Source organism: Methylorubrum pseudosasae (assembly GCF_029504475.1).
In the GTDB taxonomy this organism is placed as follows: Bacteria; Pseudomonadota; Alphaproteobacteria; order Rhizobiales; family Beijerinckiaceae; genus Methylobacterium; species Methylobacterium extorquens.
Genome location: NZ_JAQGDU010000002.1, coordinates 1,513,869 through 1,531,925 on the forward strand (window position 1 = coordinate 1,513,869; position 18,057 = coordinate 1,531,925).

General features: G+C 68.2%; 16 protein-coding genes and 1 pseudogene. 7 read left to right on the forward strand and 10 right to left on the reverse strand.

Going from position 1 to position 18,057, the window contains the following annotated elements; translation table 11 throughout:
• Positions 1 to 810: a putative photosynthetic complex assembly protein PuhE gene (puhE, locus tag M2437_RS08065; protein ID WP_253387074.1), complete on the forward strand. Its 810-nt coding sequence runs from the start codon at positions 1 to 3 to the stop codon at positions 808 to 810.
• 55 nt (positions 811 to 865) lie between these two features.
• Positions 866 to 2,083, forward strand: coding sequence for a 5-aminolevulinate synthase (hemA, locus tag M2437_RS08070; RefSeq protein ID WP_253387075.1), 1,218 nt, complete (start codon positions 866 to 868; stop codon positions 2,081 to 2,083).
• 17 nt (positions 2,084 to 2,100) lie between these two features.
• Here the strand turns inward: hemA and M2437_RS08075 are convergent, their stop codons facing one another.
• The 3 genes from M2437_RS08075 to clpS all read right to left on the reverse strand — a co-directional run bounded on the left by M2437_RS08075 (position 2,101) and on the right by clpS (position 5,410).
• Positions 2,101 to 2,373, reverse strand: coding sequence for a hypothetical protein (locus M2437_RS08075; RefSeq protein ID WP_015824806.1), 273 nt, complete (start codon positions 2,371 to 2,373; stop codon positions 2,101 to 2,103).
• A 135-nt stretch (positions 2,374 to 2,508) separates the two neighbouring features.
• Positions 2,509 to 4,992 carry an ATP-dependent Clp protease ATP-binding subunit ClpA gene (clpA, locus tag M2437_RS08080; protein ID WP_012255834.1) on the reverse strand — a complete coding sequence of 828 codons (2,484 nt, stop codon included), beginning with the start codon at positions 4,990 to 4,992 and terminating at the stop codon, positions 2,509 to 2,511.
• Between the two features lie 22 nt (positions 4,993 to 5,014).
• Positions 5,015 to 5,410, reverse strand: a complete 396-nt coding sequence (clpS, locus tag M2437_RS08085) for an ATP-dependent Clp protease adapter ClpS (protein WP_003600922.1) — start codon at positions 5,408 to 5,410, stop codon at positions 5,015 to 5,017.
• Between the two features lie 433 nt (positions 5,411 to 5,843).
• On the opposite strand from clpS, the gene M2437_RS08090 reads away from it, so the two are divergent.
• Positions 5,844 to 7,328, forward strand: a complete 1,485-nt coding sequence (locus M2437_RS08090) for a D-alanyl-D-alanine carboxypeptidase (protein WP_003600921.1) — start codon at positions 5,844 to 5,846, stop codon at positions 7,326 to 7,328.
• A gap of 128 nt (positions 7,329 to 7,456) precedes the next feature.
• On the opposite strand, the gene M2437_RS08095 is transcribed toward M2437_RS08090, so the two are convergent.
• Together M2437_RS08095 and M2437_RS08100 are read right to left on the reverse strand one after the other, a co-directional pair.
• Positions 7,457 to 8,152, reverse strand: coding sequence for a J domain-containing protein (locus tag M2437_RS08095; protein WP_253387076.1), 696 nt, complete (start codon positions 8,150 to 8,152; stop codon positions 7,457 to 7,459).
• 69 nt (positions 8,153 to 8,221) lie between these two features.
• Positions 8,222 to 9,367 carry a S1C family serine protease gene (locus tag M2437_RS08100; protein ID WP_003600917.1) on the reverse strand — a complete coding sequence of 382 codons (1,146 nt, stop codon included), beginning with the start codon at positions 9,365 to 9,367 and terminating at the stop codon, positions 8,222 to 8,224.
• 517 nt (positions 9,368 to 9,884) lie between these two features.
• Here M2437_RS08100 and M2437_RS08105 point away from each other — a divergent pair.
• Entirely contained in the window at positions 9,885 to 10,100 is a 216-nt protein-coding gene (locus M2437_RS08105; protein WP_003600916.1) for a hypothetical protein, read from the forward strand.
• Here M2437_RS08105 and M2437_RS08110 read toward each other — a convergent pair.
• A complete protein-coding gene (locus M2437_RS08110; protein WP_253387077.1) occupies positions 10,093 to 11,022 on the reverse strand; it encodes a DUF817 domain-containing protein in 930 nt (309 codons plus the stop codon). The two genes, M2437_RS08105 and M2437_RS08110, sit on opposite strands and share 8 nt — an antisense overlap.
• A gap of 115 nt (positions 11,023 to 11,137) precedes the next feature.
• Between M2437_RS08110 and M2437_RS08115 the strand changes: the two genes are divergently transcribed.
• From M2437_RS08115 to M2437_RS08125, 3 genes are all read left to right on the forward strand, one after another.
• Positions 11,138 to 11,647 (forward strand): hypothetical protein, encoded by a 510-nt coding sequence (locus tag M2437_RS08115; RefSeq protein ID WP_253387078.1) that lies wholly within the window; start codon positions 11,138 to 11,140, stop codon positions 11,645 to 11,647.
• A 105-nt stretch (positions 11,648 to 11,752) separates the two neighbouring features.
• Positions 11,753 to 13,918, forward strand: coding sequence for a methylmalonyl-CoA mutase (scpA, locus tag M2437_RS08120; RefSeq protein ID WP_253387079.1), 2,166 nt, complete (start codon positions 11,753 to 11,755; stop codon positions 13,916 to 13,918).
• A gap of 193 nt (positions 13,919 to 14,111) precedes the next feature.
• Positions 14,112 to 15,545, forward strand: a complete 1,434-nt coding sequence (locus M2437_RS08125) for a mannose-1-phosphate guanylyltransferase/mannose-6-phosphate isomerase (RefSeq protein WP_253387080.1) — start codon at positions 14,112 to 14,114, stop codon at positions 15,543 to 15,545.
• Here the strand turns inward: M2437_RS08125 and glpD are convergent.
• The 4 genes and pseudogenes from glpD to M2437_RS08145 all read right to left on the reverse strand — a co-directional run bounded on the left by glpD (position 15,533) and on the right by M2437_RS08145 (position 17,853).
• Positions 15,533 to 17,051: pseudogene (glpD, locus tag M2437_RS08130) on the reverse strand (glycerol-3-phosphate dehydrogenase). The gene M2437_RS08125 and the pseudogene glpD sit on opposite strands and share 13 nt — an antisense overlap.
• Positions 17,048 to 17,350, reverse strand: a complete 303-nt coding sequence (locus M2437_RS08135; RefSeq protein ID WP_253387082.1) for a hypothetical protein — start codon at positions 17,348 to 17,350, stop codon at positions 17,048 to 17,050. Before M2437_RS08135 ends, glpD begins: the two are co-directional and overlap by 4 nt.
• Positions 17,351 to 17,358: 8 nt before the next feature.
• The gene (locus M2437_RS08140) at positions 17,359 to 17,544 is read right to left on the reverse strand and encodes a hypothetical protein (protein WP_012255824.1); all 186 of its coding nucleotides are present in this window, start codon (positions 17,542 to 17,544) and stop codon (positions 17,359 to 17,361) included.
• 99 nt (positions 17,545 to 17,643) lie between these two features.
• Complete coding sequence (locus tag M2437_RS08145) at positions 17,644 to 17,853, reverse strand: hypothetical protein (RefSeq protein WP_003600907.1); 210 nt, start codon at positions 17,851 to 17,853, stop codon at positions 17,644 to 17,646.
• Between the last annotated feature and the right edge of the window lie 204 nt (positions 17,854 to 18,057).

Sequence of the window (18,057 nt, forward strand, 5' to 3'; positions counted from 1 at the left end):
ATGGGCGTCTACGCCGTTCCGGCGCTCTACGCCGTCCTGCTGTGGTGGTCGGCCACCGGGCTGGTGCTGGTGCTCCAGCACCTGCCGCGGCGGACGCACGCCCGCAGCATGGTCGCGGCGAGCGCCGTCCTGGCCGGCGCGCTCTGGACCATCCGCGCGGTCGCGGACGACGACACGGAGACGGGCGCCTATCTCGGCTTCACCGCCGCGGTGATCGTCTGGGGCTGGCAGGAGATGAGCTACTATATGGGCTTCATCTCCGGTCCGAAGCCCGCTGCCTGCGCGCCGAACCTGCGCGGGTTCGACCGCTTCTTCGCGGCGCTCGCCACCAGCCTGTGGCACGAATTCGCGATCGTGATCGGCGGGCTCGCCATCCTCTGCCTCACCTGGGGGGAGGGGAACCGGGTCGCGCTCTGGACTTACGCCCTGCTCACGCTGATGAACGCCTCGGCGCGGCTCAACCTGTTCCTCGGCGTGCGCAACCTCCACGCCGAGTTCCTGCCGCCGCATCTCGGCTATCTCGCCTGCTACCTCAGCCGGCGGCCGATGAACCCACTGTTTCCGCTCTCGGTGACGCTGGGCACCGCCGCGACGGTCCTGCTTGCCCGCGGCGCGCTCGGGGATGCCGCCGCGCCGCAAACGGTGACGGGCTTTGCCCTGCTCGCGACGCTCGCCGCGCTCGCCACCCTGGAGCATTGGTTCCTGATGCTGCCGCTGCCCTCGGCGGCGCTGTGGAACTGGAGCCTTCCGGGCCGCGCCGCACCCAGAGCGGCCGAGATGCCTGAAACCCGGGCAGTGCACCGCGAATGAGGTCAGGCGGACGCAAGATCCGCCCACCGGCATCATCTTCTTCGGGGAGGACGGCATGGATTACGAAGCGTTCTTCGGCAATGCGATCACCGGCCTCCACCGGGAAGGGCGCTACCGCGTCTTCACCGATCTGGAACGGCAGGCGGGGCGGTTTCCCTACGCGACGCATCACAGCCCCGACGGCGCGCGCGAGGTCACCGTCTGGTGCTCCAACGACTACCTCGGCATGGGCCAGCATCCATCGGTGCTGCAAGCGATGCACGAGGCGATCGACCGATGTGGAGCCGGCGCGGGCGGCACCCGCAACATCTCCGGCACCAACCATTATCACGTGCTCTTGGAGCAGGAACTCGCCGACCTCCACGGAAAGGAAGCGGCGCTGATCTTCTCCTCCGGCTACGTCTCGAATTGGGCGGCGCTCGGCACGCTCGCCTCGAAGCTGCCGGGCTGCGTCGTCTTCTCCGACGAGGGCAACCACGCCTCGATGATCGAGGGCATCCGTTCGAGCCGGGCCGAACGCCAGATCTTCCGCCACAACGATCCGGAGGATCTGGACCGCAAGCTCGGGCTGATCGAGCCGGGCCGGGCCAAGCTCGTCGCCTTCGAGTCGGTCTATTCAATGGATGGCGACATCGCCCCGATCGACGAGATCTGCGATGTGGCCGAGGCGCACGGGGCGCTCACCTATCTCGACGAGGTGCACGCGGTCGGCCTCTACGGTGCGCGGGGCGGCGGCATCTCGGAGCGGATGGGGCTCGCCCACCGGCTCGACGTGATCGAGGGAACGCTCGGCAAAGCGTTCGCCGTCCATGGCGGCTACATCACCGGCTCGACGCAGCTCTGCGACTTCGTGCGCAGCTTCGCCTCGGGCTTCATCTTCACGACCTCACTGCCGCCGGCGGTCGCGGCCGGCGCGGCGGCGAGCATCCGCCACCTCAAGGCGAGCCGTGTCGAGCGGGCGCGGCATCAGGAGCGGGTGGCGCGGGTCCGGCACGCGCTGGATGCGGCGGGCATCCCGACTTTGGCCAACCGCAGCCACATCGTGCCGGTGATGGTTTGCGATCCCGTGTTGTGCAAGGCGATCAGCGATACCCTGCTCGACGAGTTCGGCATCTACGTGCAGCCGATCAATTACCCGACCGTGCCGCGCGGGACGGAGCGCCTACGCATCACGCCCTCGCCGCTGCATTCCAACGCCGACATCGACCATCTGGTAGATGCGCTGAGCACGATCTGGCTGCGGATCGGGCTGAGCAAGGCGGCGGCGGAGTAGAGCAGGGCGCCCGCGCCCTACATCTTCTTCTCGAGCGCGGCCTTCACCTGCATGAGCTGATCCCACACCACGCCGGGGCTGGTGCCCATCGCCTCGAGGACCGCGTTCACGCCCCAGAACAGGCCGAACAGGATCACCGGCACCAGGATCCAGCCGAGAATCTCCTCGCCGCGATGACGCGACTTGCGGCGGCGACGGCGTCTCTCGCGGGACGTCAACGGCTTCGGCCGAGCCGGAGCCGGCTGTGGCGCGACAGGCGTGAGGGGCTCCTCCTGCGCGTCGCTCGTCATGCTACCCCCATTGCTGGCCGATACCGGCCCCTCTGGCAGAGCGCGGCGCCGCCCATATCCGGGAGCCGGCGCAGGAACGCAACCCGCGCCGGCCTCGAAGGCCACTCACTCTTGCGAATGAGCGGCCACGCACTGTCAGACTTTCAGCGGCACCTTCGGCACGGTGCGGACGGAGCCGCCACCGGAGGATCCGCCGCCGGACGGGCCGCCGTCACGCTTGGCCGCCTTCTTGCGCGGCGCCGAGCGCGGCTTCGAGCGCTTGCGCTTGGCCGCGTTGGCGACGTCCGTCTCCGGCTTCGGGGTGACCGGTCCGGCGGGGAACTCGAAACCGAGTTCCGCCTTGCCCTTGCCGTCCTCGGCCTCCGGCTTCTTCAGCACCACCTTGACGGCCCCGCCGTCCTTGAGACGGCCGAACAGCACCTCGTCGGCGAGCGGCGTCTTGATCGTGGACTGGATCAGACGGGCCATGGGGCGGGCGCCCATCGCGTCGTCGTAGCCGTTCTCCACGAGCCATTCGCGGGCCTCGTCCGACAGCTCGATCGTGACGTTGCGGTCGGCGAGCTGCGCTTCGAGCTGGAGCACGAACTTGTCGACGACCTTGGCCACGACCTCCTTCGGCAGGTGGCCGAACGAGATGATCGCGTCGAGACGGTTGCGGAATTCCGGCGCGAACAGCCGGTTGATCGCCTCGACGTCGTCGCCCGTGCGCTTCGACTGCGTGAAGCCGTAGGCCGACTTCGCCAGATCGGAGGCACCCGCATTCGACGTCATGATGATGATGACGTTGCGGAAATCGACCTGCTTGCCGTTGTGGTCGGTCAGCTTGCCGTGATCCATCACCTGCAACAGGATGTTGAACAGGTCCGGATGCGCCTTCTCGATCTCGTCGAGCAGGAGCACGCAGTGCGGGTGCTGGTCGATCCCGTCGGTGAGCAGTCCGCCCTGATCGAAGCCGACATAGCCGGGCGGGGCACCGATCAGCCGCGAGACCGTGTGGCGCTCCATGTATTCCGACATGTCGAACCGCAGCATCTCGACGCCGAGCGAGGCCGCGAGTTGCTTGGCCGCTTCGGTCTTGCCCACGCCGGTCGGGCCGGCGAACAGGTAGGAGCCGATCGGCTTGTCGGGATCGCGCAGGCCCGCACGGGCGAGCTTGATCGCCGAGGTCAGCGCCTCGATGGCGTTGGTCTGGCCATAGACGACCCGCTTCAGGTTCTCAGTGAGGTTCTTGAGAACCACAGCGTCGTCCTTCGACACGGTTTTCGGCGGGATGCGCGCCATCGTGGCGATGGTGGTCTCGATCTCCTTGACGCCGATGGTGCGCTTGCGGCGCGCCTCCGGCACCAGCATCTGCGAGGCGCCGGTCTCGTCGATCACGTCGATCGCCTTGTCGGGCAGCTTGCGGTCGTTGATGTAGCGCGCCGACAGCTCCACCGCCGCCTTCACGGCCTCGGTGGTGTATTTGAGCTTGTGGAACTCCTCGAAATACGGCTTCAGCCCCTTGAGGATCTCGATCGTGTCCGGGATCGACGGCTCGTTGACGTCGATCTTCTGGAAGCGGCGCACCAGGGCGCGATCCTTCTCGAAGTACTGGCGGTACTCCTTGTAGGTGGTCGAGCCGATGCAGCGCAGGGCACCCGAGGCCAGAGCGGGCTTCAAGAGGTTCGAGGCATCCATCGCGCCGCCCGAGGTCGCACCCGCACCGATCACGGTGTGGATCTCGTCGATGAACATGATGGCGTTGGGATGCGCCTCGATCTCCTTCATCACCTGCTTGAGGCGCTCCTCGAAGTCGCCGCGGTAGCGGGTGCCGGCCAGCAGCGTGCCCATGTCGAGGGAGAACACCGTCGCGTCGGCCAGAACTTCCGGCACCTCGTGCTGGATGATCTTGCGCGCGAGACCTTCCGCGATCGCCGTCTTGCCGACGCCGGGATCGCCGACCAGCAGCGGATTGTTCTTCTGGCGGCGGCAGAGCACCTGAATCGTGCGCTCGACCTCGGAATGGCGGCCGATCAGCGGGTCGATCTTGCCGTCACGGGCCTTCTTGTTGAGGTTGACGCAGTAGGCGTCGAGCGCATCGCCCTTCTTCTTGGGCCGCGCCTCGGTCTCCTCGCCGCCCGGACGCTCGGACGCGGCCTCCTCCTCGGCGCCGCGCACAGGCTTGGCCTCGGACGCGCCGGGCCGCTTGGCGATGCCGTGGCTGATGTAGTTCACCGCGTCGTAGCGGGTCATGTCCTGCTCTTGCAGGAAGTAGGCGGCGTGGCTCTCGCGCTCGGCGAAGATCGCGACGAGCACGTTGGCCCCTGTCACCTCCTCGCGGCCCGAGGACTGGACGTGAATCACCGCACGCTGGATCACACGCTGGAAGCCGGCGGTCGGCTTGGCGTCCTGGCGCCCGTCGCCCGTCAGATTCGAGAGTTCGGTGTCGACGTATTCGACGAGATTGCGGCGCAGTACGTCGGTCTCGACGTTACAGGCCCGCATCACCGCGGCAGCATCCTGATCATCGACGAGAGCGAGCAGGAGATGTTCGAGGGTCGCGTATTCGTGGCGGCGCTCTCCGGCCAAGGCCAGGGCGCGGTGGAGGGCTTGCTCGAGGCTACGTGAGAAGCTGGGCAATGCTCTGGCCTTCGCTGGATGCCTATTTCTTTTCCATAACGCACTGAAGCGGATGTTGGTGCTTGCGGGCGAAATCCATCACCTGCGTCACTTTCGTTTCCGCGACCTCGTAGGTGAACACGCCGCACTCCCCCACACCATTGTGGTGGACGTGCATCATGATCTGGTAGGCGTCGTCGTGGCTCTTGTTGAAGAACCGCTCCACGACATGCACGACGAATTCCATCGGCGTGTAATCGTCGTTGAGCAGCAGCACGCGGTACAGGCTCGGTCGCTTCGCCCGCGGCTTGGTGCGGGTGATGATCGCGGTGCCCGAACGGTCGTCGTCGCCGGGGCTGCGCGGTGTTGAGGCCGCACGCACCGGAACTCGTCCCCGACCCGCCTCCTGCACGTTGTCCTGAATCAGCTTGGAAGACATCTGAATCGAAGCGACCTTGGTCTGGCAGCCTTCGGCGCCAGCGTCCCGGTGAGGGGCGCGGCGCTCAACAGGCAATCTATAGGCCGATCGGCGCCTGCGCCAGTGAGGTGCGCGAAACTGTCCGTACTGATTGAACGCGCGGCCAGCCCTGCGCCCACGCGCGAAATGCGGCGCGGCCGTCTTTGGATCCGATGACGAAACGCCGCATGGCGGACCCGACGCGGGCGACGCCGGCCTTCCCGAGGGGGTCTCGTCAAGATCGGCTTAACCCCTGTGGCGAAAGGACGATCTCGCACCCGCATCGGCCGGCATTAACGGCCGCGTAACCGCGTTCATCCTACCGTCTTCGACAGAGATTGCGGACCCGATGGCGGCGTTCGTGAAGGGTGCCAGCCGGGCTTGAACGTCCGACTGTCGAGGCGAAGGTTTCGAGATGCGTCGCGTAGAAGGCCGGCCCACCACGGGGTCCCGCGCTGTCGCCGTGCTGCTCCTGGCGACGAGTTTTCTCGTCGCAGTGGCCGACCCGGCCGAGGCAAAACGCCGAGGCCACGCCCGCAAGGCGGTGAGCGGGTACAACCCGCCCTACGCCGCCATGGTCGTGGACGTGAAGTCGGGCCGCACGCTGCACGCGGTCAACGAGGACGCGCTGCGCCACCCGGCCTCGATCACCAAGGTGATGACCCTCTACATGCTGTTCGAGCAGCTGGAGAAGGGTCGCTACGACCTCGATTCGCCGCTCTCGATCTCGGCCAACGCCGCCGCCCAGGCGCCGTCGAAGCTGGGGTTGCGCCCCGGCTCGACCGTCACGGTGGAGGAGGCGATCAAGGCGCTCGTTACCAAGTCGGCCAACGACGTGGCCTGCGCCATCGGCGAGAACATCGCCGGCTCCGAGCCGCGCTTCGCCGAGATGATGACGCGCAAGGCCAAGGCGCTCGGCATGAGCCGCACCCACTACGCCAACGCGTCGGGCCTTCCCGACCCCGATCAGATCACCACCGCCCACGACCTCACCTTGCTGGCCCGTGCGATCCAGGATCGCTTCCCGCGCTACTACCGCTACTTCCAGACCCGCTCCTTCGCCTTCCGCGGCCGGACCATCGGCAACCACAACCGGCTGCTCGGCAATGTCGAGGGCGTGGACGGCATCAAGACTGGCTACACCCGCGATTCCGGCTTCAACCTGATGACCGCAGCCAAGCTCGGCGACCGGCAGATCGTCGCGATCGTGCTCGGCGGCAAATCGGGCGCGAGCCGCGACCGGATCATGGCCGACCTCGTCCGCGCCAATCTGCCCCGCGCCTTCGCCGGCAGCCGTCAGACCGCGCCCGTGGTCGAGGTGGCCGAGCGCGGTCGCCCGGCAGTCGTCGCCGAAGCCGATTCCCGCACCCGGACGGTCCTCGCCTCGGCGGACGACGAAGACATCGAGACGACGAGCTCCACAAGCAACGCTCCGCTCGACATCCGGCCGGCCACCACCACGCCGGGATCGCGCCGCACCACCCTCCAGGCGCTGCCGGGCGCTGCCCAGGCCTATGCCGGCTCGGCGGGTCAAGCGCCTTTCCCCGGCACGGCCGGCAAATCGACCGCACGCTTGCCCGCCGTCGAGGGCGTCGCCTCCCGCGCCGAGGGCCCGCCGAAGGATGCCCGCGGTGACAGCGCCAAGCCCGTCACGCCGAGCCCCTGGGTGATCCAGCTCGGCGCCATGGACGACGAGGACAAGGCCAAGTCGATCCTCGCCGACGCCCGCAGCCGCACCGGCATGCTGTCCAAGGCCGCGCCCTACACGGTGCGCGTGACACATGGCGGCACCACGCTGTTCCGCGCCCGCTTCTCGGGATTTGCCGAACAGAGCACCGCGCAGGATGCCTGCGCCGCGCTGAAGAAGAACGGCTTCAACTGCTTCGCGACCCGGAGCTGATCGCCTCCAACAGCCATCCTCGGTGCGGCTGCCGGCGCGTTCGGCCGGCGACCGCCCGATGACAAGAGCCGCTTCAAGCGGTTTCCGACGACCTTCGACATATCGACCCTGACAACGCGCGTGGAGTTCTAGCGATGTCGGTTCACCAGTCTGTCACGCGCCGCGTTCACGCGCGCCGCTCCCTCGACGCTGCCGCCCTGGTCGGGATGCAGCCGCTTCATCAGCGTCCGATGAGCCGCGCGGACGTCCTCCAGGGACGCCCCGCGCTCAAGCCCCAGGACCTGATAGGCCTCCTGCTCCGTCATCGACCCTGGCTTCGTCGGTCCGCCCGTCCGCGGGTCTCCGTCGACATCAGCGTCTATACGCCAGCCGGGATGCCGGCGGTCGAGATACGCCTCTAGCCCGCGGGCGCCCTCGGGATCGTTGGCGCTCAGCAGGGCGGCAAGCTCGATGAGCGCCTCCGACGGCACCGCCGAGAGGCGGCGGCCGGCGAAGGGCCCGACGAGCACGGTCCCGTCCATCGGCTCCCCGTCGGTGCCGAGGTCGAATTCGAGGGCGGCCGTCCGCACTTGGCGGGGCTCCCGGTATCCGCGCCATGCGCGGACCCGCCGGATCACGCCCGCCTCGCCCTCCGAGAGCCAGACGCCTCCTGCGCCGAGCAGAAGGGCCGGGAGGAAGCTGCCGCGCAGCGACAGCACGAAGGCCGTCGCCAGCAGGACGTAGCCGGCGAGCAGGCGCGGCGTCAGGCCGAAGGGCAGGCGCCCGTTGCGGCGGCCGAGCCACCAGAATCCGATGAGCGCCAGAAGGCCGAGGGCGATGAGCATCCCGCGGTCATCGGCCGGTTCGGTGCGCGCGTAAAGCGCTCATCCGGTGCACGCCCACGGGGAGCGGGATTACAACCGCGTCTGCGCCACGTCGGCGGTATTCACCCGCACCGTCCGCACCCGGCCGTCGCGCTCCACCAGTAGGCTCACCGGGCGGTCGAGCCCCGCTTCCTCGACCGCGGCGGTCAGGTCCGACAGGCGGTGAACCGGGCGGCCGTTGGCGCCGACGATGACGTCGCCGATCGTGCCGGTGCGGGGATCGACGCCACGCAAACCGGCCTGCGCCGCCGGCGAACCGGGCAGAACCCGCAGCACCACGACGCCGTCGATGCCGAGCCGGGCGGCGGTCGCCTCCTGGCCGGCGATGATGCCGATGCCGGGATTGCGCACACGCCCGTTCTTGATGAGGTCCGGCACCACTCGGTTCACGACATCGACCGGCACCGCGAAGCCGATGCCGGCGCTGGCGCCGGAGGGCGAGAAGATCGCGGTGTTGACGCCGATCAGGCGCCCCGCGGAATCGAGCAAGGGCCCGCCGGAATTGCCTGGATTGATCGCCGCATCGGTCTGGATGACGCCCGACAGCTCCCGGCCCTCCTGCGTCGGCAGCCGCCGCTGAAGTGCGCTGATGACCCCGGTGGTCAGGGTGTGATCGAGGCCGAACGGGTTGCCGATGGCGAAGGCCGACTGCCCGACCTTGAGGTCGGCCGAGGTCCCTACAGCCAGGGGAGGGGGCATCTTGGCCACGCGGCCGAGCTGGAGCACGGCGAGATCGTAGCTCGGCGCCGTGCCGACGACCCGCGCGCCGATCACTTCGCCGGAGGCGAGCCGCACGGAGATCGAGCCGCCACCCTTCGTCGCGGCCTCGACGACGTGGTTGTTGGTGACGACGTGGCCCGCCGCGTCCCAGACGAAGCCGGTGCCGGTCTGCGTGCCGGAGCCCTGCTGCTGTTCTCCCTGGCCGAACTCGTCGTCCGGCTCCATCAGCGCGCGCCCTTGCGCCGCCGCCTGGGCGAAGACGTGGACGACAGAGGGCGAGGCGCTGGCGAACAGATCGACGGTGGTCTTCTCCGCCGCCGAGAGATCGCCGCGCGCCGCGACCGAGCGGGGCGCGTTCGCCGAGTAGAGGAAGGCGAGGATGTAGGGCTGCGCCACGAAAGCGATCAGCAGGCCCAGCGTCACGCCCAAGGCGACGCGCACGAAGCGATCCGGCACCGACAACCTCAGCCCTGCTCAGCCATGAACCGCGCGACCCGCGCCGCGTCGGCGGTACGGGCTACGTTCAGGTTCTCTCCACCAAACTCCCGAGAGTCAGGTCCGTCGCGCCGCAAAGCGCGCGCGTCCGGCAATTGAGACTTAGCTGTGTCCGGTGTGGCGTCCAGTCAACAAATCCCCGCTTTCCTGCACAGGGAAGCTGGGTGCGGCACCGCACCGAGGGATGCCCCTACGAAGAGTAACCAATTGCATACTGTTTCATACGCAGTGTCGTCCTACAGATGAAAAGGCATCGGTGGGTGGGTCCGGACCAATTCTTGGCGAAACCAAGGCAAGGTTCAGACGAGGAACTGCGACGAAACGGTGATCGAACGGCTATCGAGCACTCGAATTGATCGCAAAGCCGCCCCAGAGATGCTTCGATCGCCCTAGAACTTTGTACATACCGGCCCAGCGACGTCAGTCGTCGCCGCGATCCGTTCGCGAACGGGCCCGGTTCGAACAGGAAGCGCATGAGATGGAAACCGAAGCTCTCGAACGTCCTGCCGACCTGACGATCTGGCGCACCCTGCCGGCCTCGTCTCCCCTGGCCCAGCCGGAGCGCTACGACACACTGCGCGAGGCGCTGCTTGCCGCCAAGGGCGCCCTCGGCGACCCCTCGAAGCAGCCCTGGATCATCACCGAGGAGGGCGAAATCCTCTCCCCGAACTGGATCCGCACCTACGTCAACTGATCGTGGCCTCAGCGCCGGGATCGGCAGGCTGCGCGGGTGCCGCCTCGGGGCATGGCTCGGGCCGGCTCACCAGCGTGACGAGTACGTAGGACACGATCATCAGCAGGAACCACGAGCCGAGCTTGGCCGCCGAGACCGGCGACCAGCCGGCCGCCTGGTTCGGGTAGAGCCAGACCCGGCTCGCCGTGCCGATGTTCTCGGCCAGCCAGATGAACCCGGCAACGAGGACGAAGCCGAGCAGCAGCGGCATCTGCCGGTACACGTGCCAGACCTTGAAGTGCACGACTGTGCCTCCGAACAGCACGCCGGTCGCGATGACCAGCATCGCCCGCATGTCGGCCACGTAATGGTGGCTGAAGAAGTTGAGGTAGATCGCCCCCGCCAGCGGGAGCGTGAACATCAGCGGCGGATGCCGGGTGAAGCGGAAGTCGAACAGGCGCCAGACGCGGGCGATGTAGGAGCCGATGCTGGCATACATGAAGCCGGTGAACAGCGGCACGCCCATGATCCGCAGCAGGCTCGCCTCCGGGTAGATCCACGAGCCGACGCCGGTCTTGAAGATCTCCATCGCCGTCCCGACGACGTGGTAGAGCGCGATGACCTTGGCCTCGTCCCAGGTCTCCATGCCCAAAGCCAGCAGCCCGACCTGGATCAGGATCGCGGCGAGCGTCAGAAAATCGTAGCGCGAGAGCGGCGCGTCGGCCGGGTAGAACAGGTGTGTGCCGATGAGCAGCGCGCAGATGAGGCCGCCGAACAGGCAGGCCCAGCCCTGCTTCACTCCGAACCTCAGAAATTCGTAGGCGAAGGCCGGCAGCCGGCCGGCGGCCTGGGCACGCGCGCCGAGCCGACGCTCGGCCGCAACGAAGCCCGCCAGGAACGGCCAGTTCCGCGCCGCACTCGGCGTCCCCCGCCCTGTCGCCATTCCGTCCAACCTTTTGCCCCGCGCTCCGCACGACCCGAGCCGCGGAAAGCGGCGGTTTGACGGTCACGCTCGCCTCGCCGCACATTCGGCGCGGCAAGCACAGCGGGGAGGGGGCGTGCGGGCGAACGCGGTGGAGGATCGGGCTCACGCCCGGCGGCGGACGGAGCGCGAATTGCGCCGGCTCGAAGCGCTCGTTGCGCGCAAGCGTTTCCGCAGGCGGAGCCTAAGGGCGCTGCGCGGATCGGCAGGCGCTGCGGCAACCTTTGGCGCTCTCCTGAAAGTGAAGGTGGTCGGAACGCTGGCCGGAAAGGCCGCCATCGCCGTCCTCGTCGGCCTCGGCTTCGCGTGGCCGGCGCTGGTGATCGGCGTGATCGGCGTGATCGGCGTCGTCGGGATCGTGTTGGCGGTGGTCAGCCTGTTTTCCGGCGAAGGCGGCCCCCACGGTTTCGACGTCGGTTGCACCTGCGACTGCGCAGGCAAGGAGAAGCGGGCCGAACGGCTCAAGGCTCTCATCGCCCAGCGCCGGGCGTGGCTCGCCGCGCCGGCTGGGCCGGCGCCGAGCGTGCGCTGGGATGCGCGCGGGCGCCGTCACCTGGCAGGCAGCCAGCGCAAGCGCGGCCGCTGAGTCCGGCCTTATGGACAGTAGCCGCGTTTGGTGGCTTGCCTATAATGCTCAAAAAAATTCATCGTCTCCGCCGATGCCGAGACTGACGCCAGGAACAGACGCACGATGAGCTCCCGCATCCCCGATTTCGCCTCCGTCGCCTACGCGGCCGACGGCTTCAAGGCGCCGCCCCCGCCGGCCGGGGAGCCGTGGATGACGCCCGAGGGCATTCCGGTGAAGGGCTTCTACGGACCCGAGGACCGCGAGGGCTGTGAGGGCATCGACTCGTTCCCCGGCCTGCCGCCCTACCTGCGCGGTCCCTATCCGGCGATGTACGTGGCCCAGCCCTGGACGATCCGGCAATATGCCGGCTTCTCGACGGCCGAGGATTCGAATGCCTTCTACCGGCGCAACCTCGCGGCGGGCCAGAAGGGCCTCTCGGTCGCTTTCGATCTCGCGACCCACCGCGGCTACGATTCGGACCACCCGCGCGTCTCCGGCGATGTCGGCATGGCGGGTGTCGCGATCGACTCGATCTACGACATGCGCACGCTGTTCTCCGGCATTCCGCTCGACGAGATGACGGTGTCGATGACGATGAACGGCGCGGTGCTGCCGGTGCTCGCGCTCTACATCGTCGCGGCCGAGGAGCAGGGCGTGCCGCCCGAGAAGCTCGCCGGCACGATCCAGAACGACATCCTCAAGGAGTTCATGGTCCGCAACACCTACATCTATCCCCCCAAGGGATCGATGCGGATCATCTCGGACATCTTCGGCTACACCTCGAAGAACATGCCGAAGTTCAACTCGATCTCGATCTCCGGCTACCACATGCAGGAGGCCGGGGCGACGCAGGATCTGGAGCTCGCCTACACGCTCGCTGACGGCGTCGAGTACATCAAGGCCGGCCTCGCGGCGGGCCTCACCATCGACCAGTTCGCGCCTCGCCTGTCGTTCTTCTGGGCGATCGGGATGAACTTCTTCATGGAGATCGCCAAGATGCGGGCCGCGCGCCTGATCTGGGCCAAGCTCGTCAAGGAGTTCGAGCCGAAGAGCGACAAGTCGCTGCCGCTGCGGACCCACTCGCAGACGAGCGGCTGGTCGCTGACGGCGCAGGACGTGTTCAACAACGTCACGCGAACCTGCATCGAGGCGATGGCGGCGACGCAGGGCGGCACCCAGTCGCTCCACACCAACGCACTCGACGAGGCTTTGGCGCTGCCGACCGACTTCTCGGCGCGCATCGCCCGTAACACCCAGCTCTTCCTGCAGCAGGAGAGCGGCACCACGCGGATCATCGATCCGTGGGGCGGCTCCTACTATGTCGAGCGGCTGACCCGGGACATCGCCGCGCGCGCCTGGGAGCATATCCGCGAGGTCGAGGCGCTCGGCGGCATGGCCAAGGCCATCGAGGCCGGCATCCCGAAGCTGCGCATCGAGGAGGCCGCCGCCCGCGCCCAGGCGCGGATCGATTCCGGGCGCCAGACCATCGTCGGCATCAACAAGTACAAGCCCGACGACGAGATGAAGATCGACCTGCTGCGCGTTGACAACGCCGACGTGCGCGCCAAGCAGATCGACAAGCTCAAGCGCCTGCGCGCCGAGCGCAACCAGGCCGACGTCGATGCGGCTCTGGCCGCCCTGACGAAGGCCGCGGATGGCGAGGGCAACCTGCTCGAACTGGCGGTGAACGCGGCGCGGGCCAAGGCCACGGTCGGCGAGATTTCGGAGGCGCTGGAGAAGGCGTGGGGCCGTCACCGCGCCGAGATTCGCTCGATCTCGGGCGTCTACAAGCGGGAGGTGGGCGGCATGTCGCCGGTGGTGGAGAAGGTCCGCGGCCTCGTCGAGGCCTTCGAGGAGAATGACGGGCGCCGCCCGCGCATCCTGGTCGCCAAGATGGGCCAGGACGGGCACGACCGCGGCCAGAAGGTGATCGCCTCGGCGTTTGCCGATCTCGGCTTCGACGTCGATATCGGCCCGCTCTTCGCCACGCCCGACGAGGCGGCACGCCAAGCGGTGGAGAACGACGTGCACATCGTCGGCGTTTCTTCGCTGGCGGCGGGCCACCTGACGCTGGTGCCGGAACTCAAGGCCGCGCTACGGCAGGAGGGCCGCGACGACGTGATGATCGTGGTCGGCGGCGTGATCCCGCCGGGCGACTACGACGCCCTCTACGCGGCGGGCGCCTCGGCGATCTTCCCGCCGGGCACCGTGATCGCGGAAGCGGCCGTAAAGCTTCTGGGCGAACTCAACACGCGCCTGGGCTACGGCGAGCGGCAGGCGGCCGAGTAGTTCGCTTTTCCAGTCTCGGCGGGGGTGATACCCCCGCCTTTCATTTGAATTTACCGGGATTCCAGGCGGCACCATGCCTCGCGTGGTGCCGCCTCTTGGGATCGGCTAAGACGGCAGGGTCATTTTTCGCGCCCGCCGCTCCCGCATCCGTGCCCAACCGGCTGGCGCCTCTCGATACGCGACGGACTGGGCAATGGCCGAGGCAGACCACGAAAAGATCCTGCCCGTGATCCTGTGCGGCGGCTCGGGCACGCGGCTGTGGCCGGCTTCGCGCGAGAGCATGCCGAAGCAGTTCACGCCGCTGGTCGATCCGGCGACCTCGACCTTCCAAGCCACCGTCCGCCGCGTCGCCGACGAGGCCGTGTTCGCGAGGCCGACGGTCATCGCCTCGGCTGAGTCCCGCTTCATCGTCGCCGAGCAGCTCGCGCAGGCGGGCATCGCTGCCGACATCCTGCTCGAACCCGAGCGACGCGACTCCGCGGCCGCCGTCGCGGTGGCCGCACTTCACGGCGCGCGGCGCGGGCCGGAGACGGTGGTGCTGGTGATGGCCGCCGACCATGTGATCGAGGACGCCACCGCTTTTGCCAGCGCCGCGCAGGAGGCGGCCTTGGGCGCCCGACTCGGCCAGATCATGACGCTGGGCATCACCCCGACCCGGCCGGCGACCGAGTACGGCTATATCCGCACCGGCGGTGCACTCCCCGACGCGCCGGGCCTGCACCGGGTCGAGCGCTTCGTCGAGAAGCCGGACGCGGCCGGTGCCGAGCGCCTGATCGGGGAGGGCGCCCTGTGGAACTCGGGCTACTTCCTGTTCCGCGCCGACGTGATGATCGCCGAGCTGGAAGCGCACGCACCGGAGGTGCTGGAAGCCGCCCGCGGCGCGCTCGCGAACGCCGCGACCGATCTCGACTTCGTCCGGCTTCAGGCCGAATCCTTCGCGCGAGCGCCGAAAACCTCGATCGATTACGCGGTGATGGAGCGTACGACGCGGGCCGGGGTGCTCGCGGTCTCGTTCGCGTGGTCGGATGTCGGCACCTGGGACGCGGTGTGGCAGGTGCTGGAGCGCGACGCCCAGGGCAACGCCGTGCGCGGCCGCGTCGAACTGGTGGAGACCACGGGCAGCCTCGTCCATAGCGAGGGCGACGGGCTCACCACGGTGGTCGGACTCGACGACGTCGTGGTGGTCGCGACCCCCGACGCGGTGCTGGTCGCCTCCAAGGCAAAATCGGGCAAGGTCAAGGATCTCGTGACCGTGCTGCGCGAGAAGGCGCATCCGGAGGCGGATGCCCACCGCCGGATGTATCGTCCCTGGGGCTGGTATCAGCGCATCGATATCGGTGAGCGCTTCCAGGTGAAGCGGATCATGGTCACGCCGGGCGGGCGGCTCTCGCTGCAGAAGCATTTCCACCGGGCCGAACACTGGGTGGTGGTGAAGGGCACGGCCGAGGTGACGTTGAACGATTCGATCGTGCTCGTGCACGAGAACGAGGCGGTCTACCTGCCGATCGGCTCGATGCACCGGTTGACCAATCCCGGGAAGATCCCGCTCGAACTGATCGAGGTGCAGGTCGGCTCCTATACCGGCGAGGACGACATCATCCGGGTCGAGGACGTCTACGGCCGCTGAGCGCCGGGATCGGCCGATGGGTTGGCGAGGGCACGCCCGAGCCGGGCGACATCCGCCCGGCCGCTCCTGAGCCCGAGCTTCGAGCGCCCGCCACAGGATGTCGTCGGGCGTGCGTGCCCATTCGTGCCGCACGAGGTAATCGACCTCGCGCGCGCTGAGATCGCCGCCGAAGGTCTCGCCGAGATCGGACAGCGCCCGCGCGTCGCCGAGCAGATGCTCCAGGCGGGTGCCGTAGGCGCGGGCGAGCCGGCGGGCGGTCGCCGCCGGGAGGAAGGGACGCTCGGCCACGAGCCTCGCCAGGAACCGCTCGAAATCCGCGCCGGCGATGTCGCCGCCGGGCAGGGGGGCGGTTCCGGTCCAGGGCGGCTTCAGGCCGGGCAGGTGCGGCCCCAGCCGGTCGAGGGCGTGCTCGGCGAGCCGGCGATAGGTCGTGATCTTGCCCCCGAACACGGAGAGGACCGGAGGACCGTCGGTGTCGAGTTCGAGTACGTAATCGCGGGTGACCGCCGAGGCGTTCGCCGCCGCGTCGTCATCGTAGAGGGGTCTGAGCCCCGAAAAGCTCCAGACCACGTCGTCCGGGCCGATCTGCCGCTCGAACGAGCGGTTGATGCAGGCGCAGAGATAGCGTGTCTCCTGGGCTGAGATGACGACCGGGCCAGGGCCGCCCTCATGCGCCACATCCGTGGTGCCGATCAGGGTGAAGTCGCGCTCGTAGGGAATGGCGAAGACGATGCGCCGGTCGGGCTGCTGCAGGATGTAGGCCTGATCGCCCTCATAGAGTCGCCGAACGACGATGTGGCTCCCCTTGACGAGGCGCACCTTCGGCCGGGCTTCGACGGAGAGCGTTCGCAGCAGGGTTTCGCCGACCCACGGTCCGGCGGCGTTGACGACGACCCGTGCCCGCACGCTCTCCCGCCGCCGCCTGTCGGAATCGTAGAGGGTGACGGTCCAGGCGCCTTCGTCGCGACGGGCGGATTCGACGGCGGTCCGGGTGCGGATCTGCGCACCGCGCTCGGCGGCATCGAGCGCGTTCAGCACGACGAGGCGGCTGTCCTCGACCCAGCAATCGGAATAGGCGAAGCCCCGCGTCAGCCGCTTCTGAAGCGGCACGCCGGCGGCATCACGATCGAGGCGTAGCGATGTCGAACCCGGCAGCGTCTTGAGGCGCGTTAGATGATCGTAGAGGAACAGCCCGAGCCGCAGCATCCAGGCCGGCCGTAGCCCTGCATCGTACGGCAGGACGAAGCGCAGGGGCCAGACGATGTGGGGTGCCAACCGCATCAGCCGTTCACGCTCGGCCAGCGCCTCGCGCACGAGCCGGAACTCGTACTGTTCGAGGTAGCGCAGGCCGCCATGGATCAGTTTGGTCGAGGCCGACGAGGTGTGTTCGGCTAGATCGCCCCGCTCGCAGAGCAGGACACGCAAGCCCCGGCCGGCGGCATCACGGGCGATCCCGGCGCCATTGATGCCACCGCCGATGACGAGGAGGTCGAACGGGTCGCTCACAGGCGGACCAGTCCGCTGGCACTGACGACGATCCCGATCAGCACGATGGCCCCGAGGCAGCGGCGCCACGGATTGACCCCGCGGACGATCTCGTCGAGCGCCCAGACGGTGAGGCTCAGGAGTGCGACGATGCGAAGGCCCGCGAAGACCGGAGCCGGCAGGCCGGGCATCGCCGCCTCGAGCAGCCATTCCAGGGCCGAGGCCGCGGCGAAGATCCAGAGCGGTAGGTTCGGCCATTGGCCGATCACGACGGCACCGCTGCGCCGGTCGCGGAAGAACCAGTCGAAGACCCGGCGCAAGCGGGGCCTCAGATCGCGCTCGTGCCTCGGGCGGCCCGGATCGGCTCGCAGATCTTCGGGCTGATCCGGTCGAGATGCGGGCAGGCATTGGTCTGGTACCAGCCCCGCAATTCGGGCTGGTTCGGCGCGACATACATGGCCGTCAGCACGAAGCCGCCTGCGAGCACGATCAGAAGCAGGAGAAGGTTGCGCAAGGGAGGTCTCCAATCCGACGGACCTCGGAGCGGAGGCCGGTTCATCGCGGCAGACGCGCGAAGGGCGGGAGAGTTCCCTGGCCGCCCTCCGCAGCGCCGTCATCGATGGCTGTCATCCAGCGTCAGAGGCCGGGTGTGAGTCAACGGTCCCTGCGAGCCGGGCAGGAGCCCGAGATCCTGAAGCCAGAGCATGGCGAGCAGGGCCGCAATCAGGCTGCCCAGCCCCATGAGAAGGGTGAGGTGGCGCCGCCGGACGATGATGAGGATCACCACGACGAGGAGGGCGAGCGAGAGCGCGAGCGTCAGCATGAGCGTCCTTCTACGACGATCCGAACCCCGGCGTCCCATGGCTTGAGGCGACCGGGAAAGTCGCCATGTGCAGCGCCTGTCAACGGTCCAGACCCGGCCGATAAAGTGCAGAGACGTGGATGACAGCAGGAGATGCGGACCAAATCTGCTTTTCCCTCATGTCATCGAAACTTCACTGAACCTCTCCACTGAGCAGCATTTGTA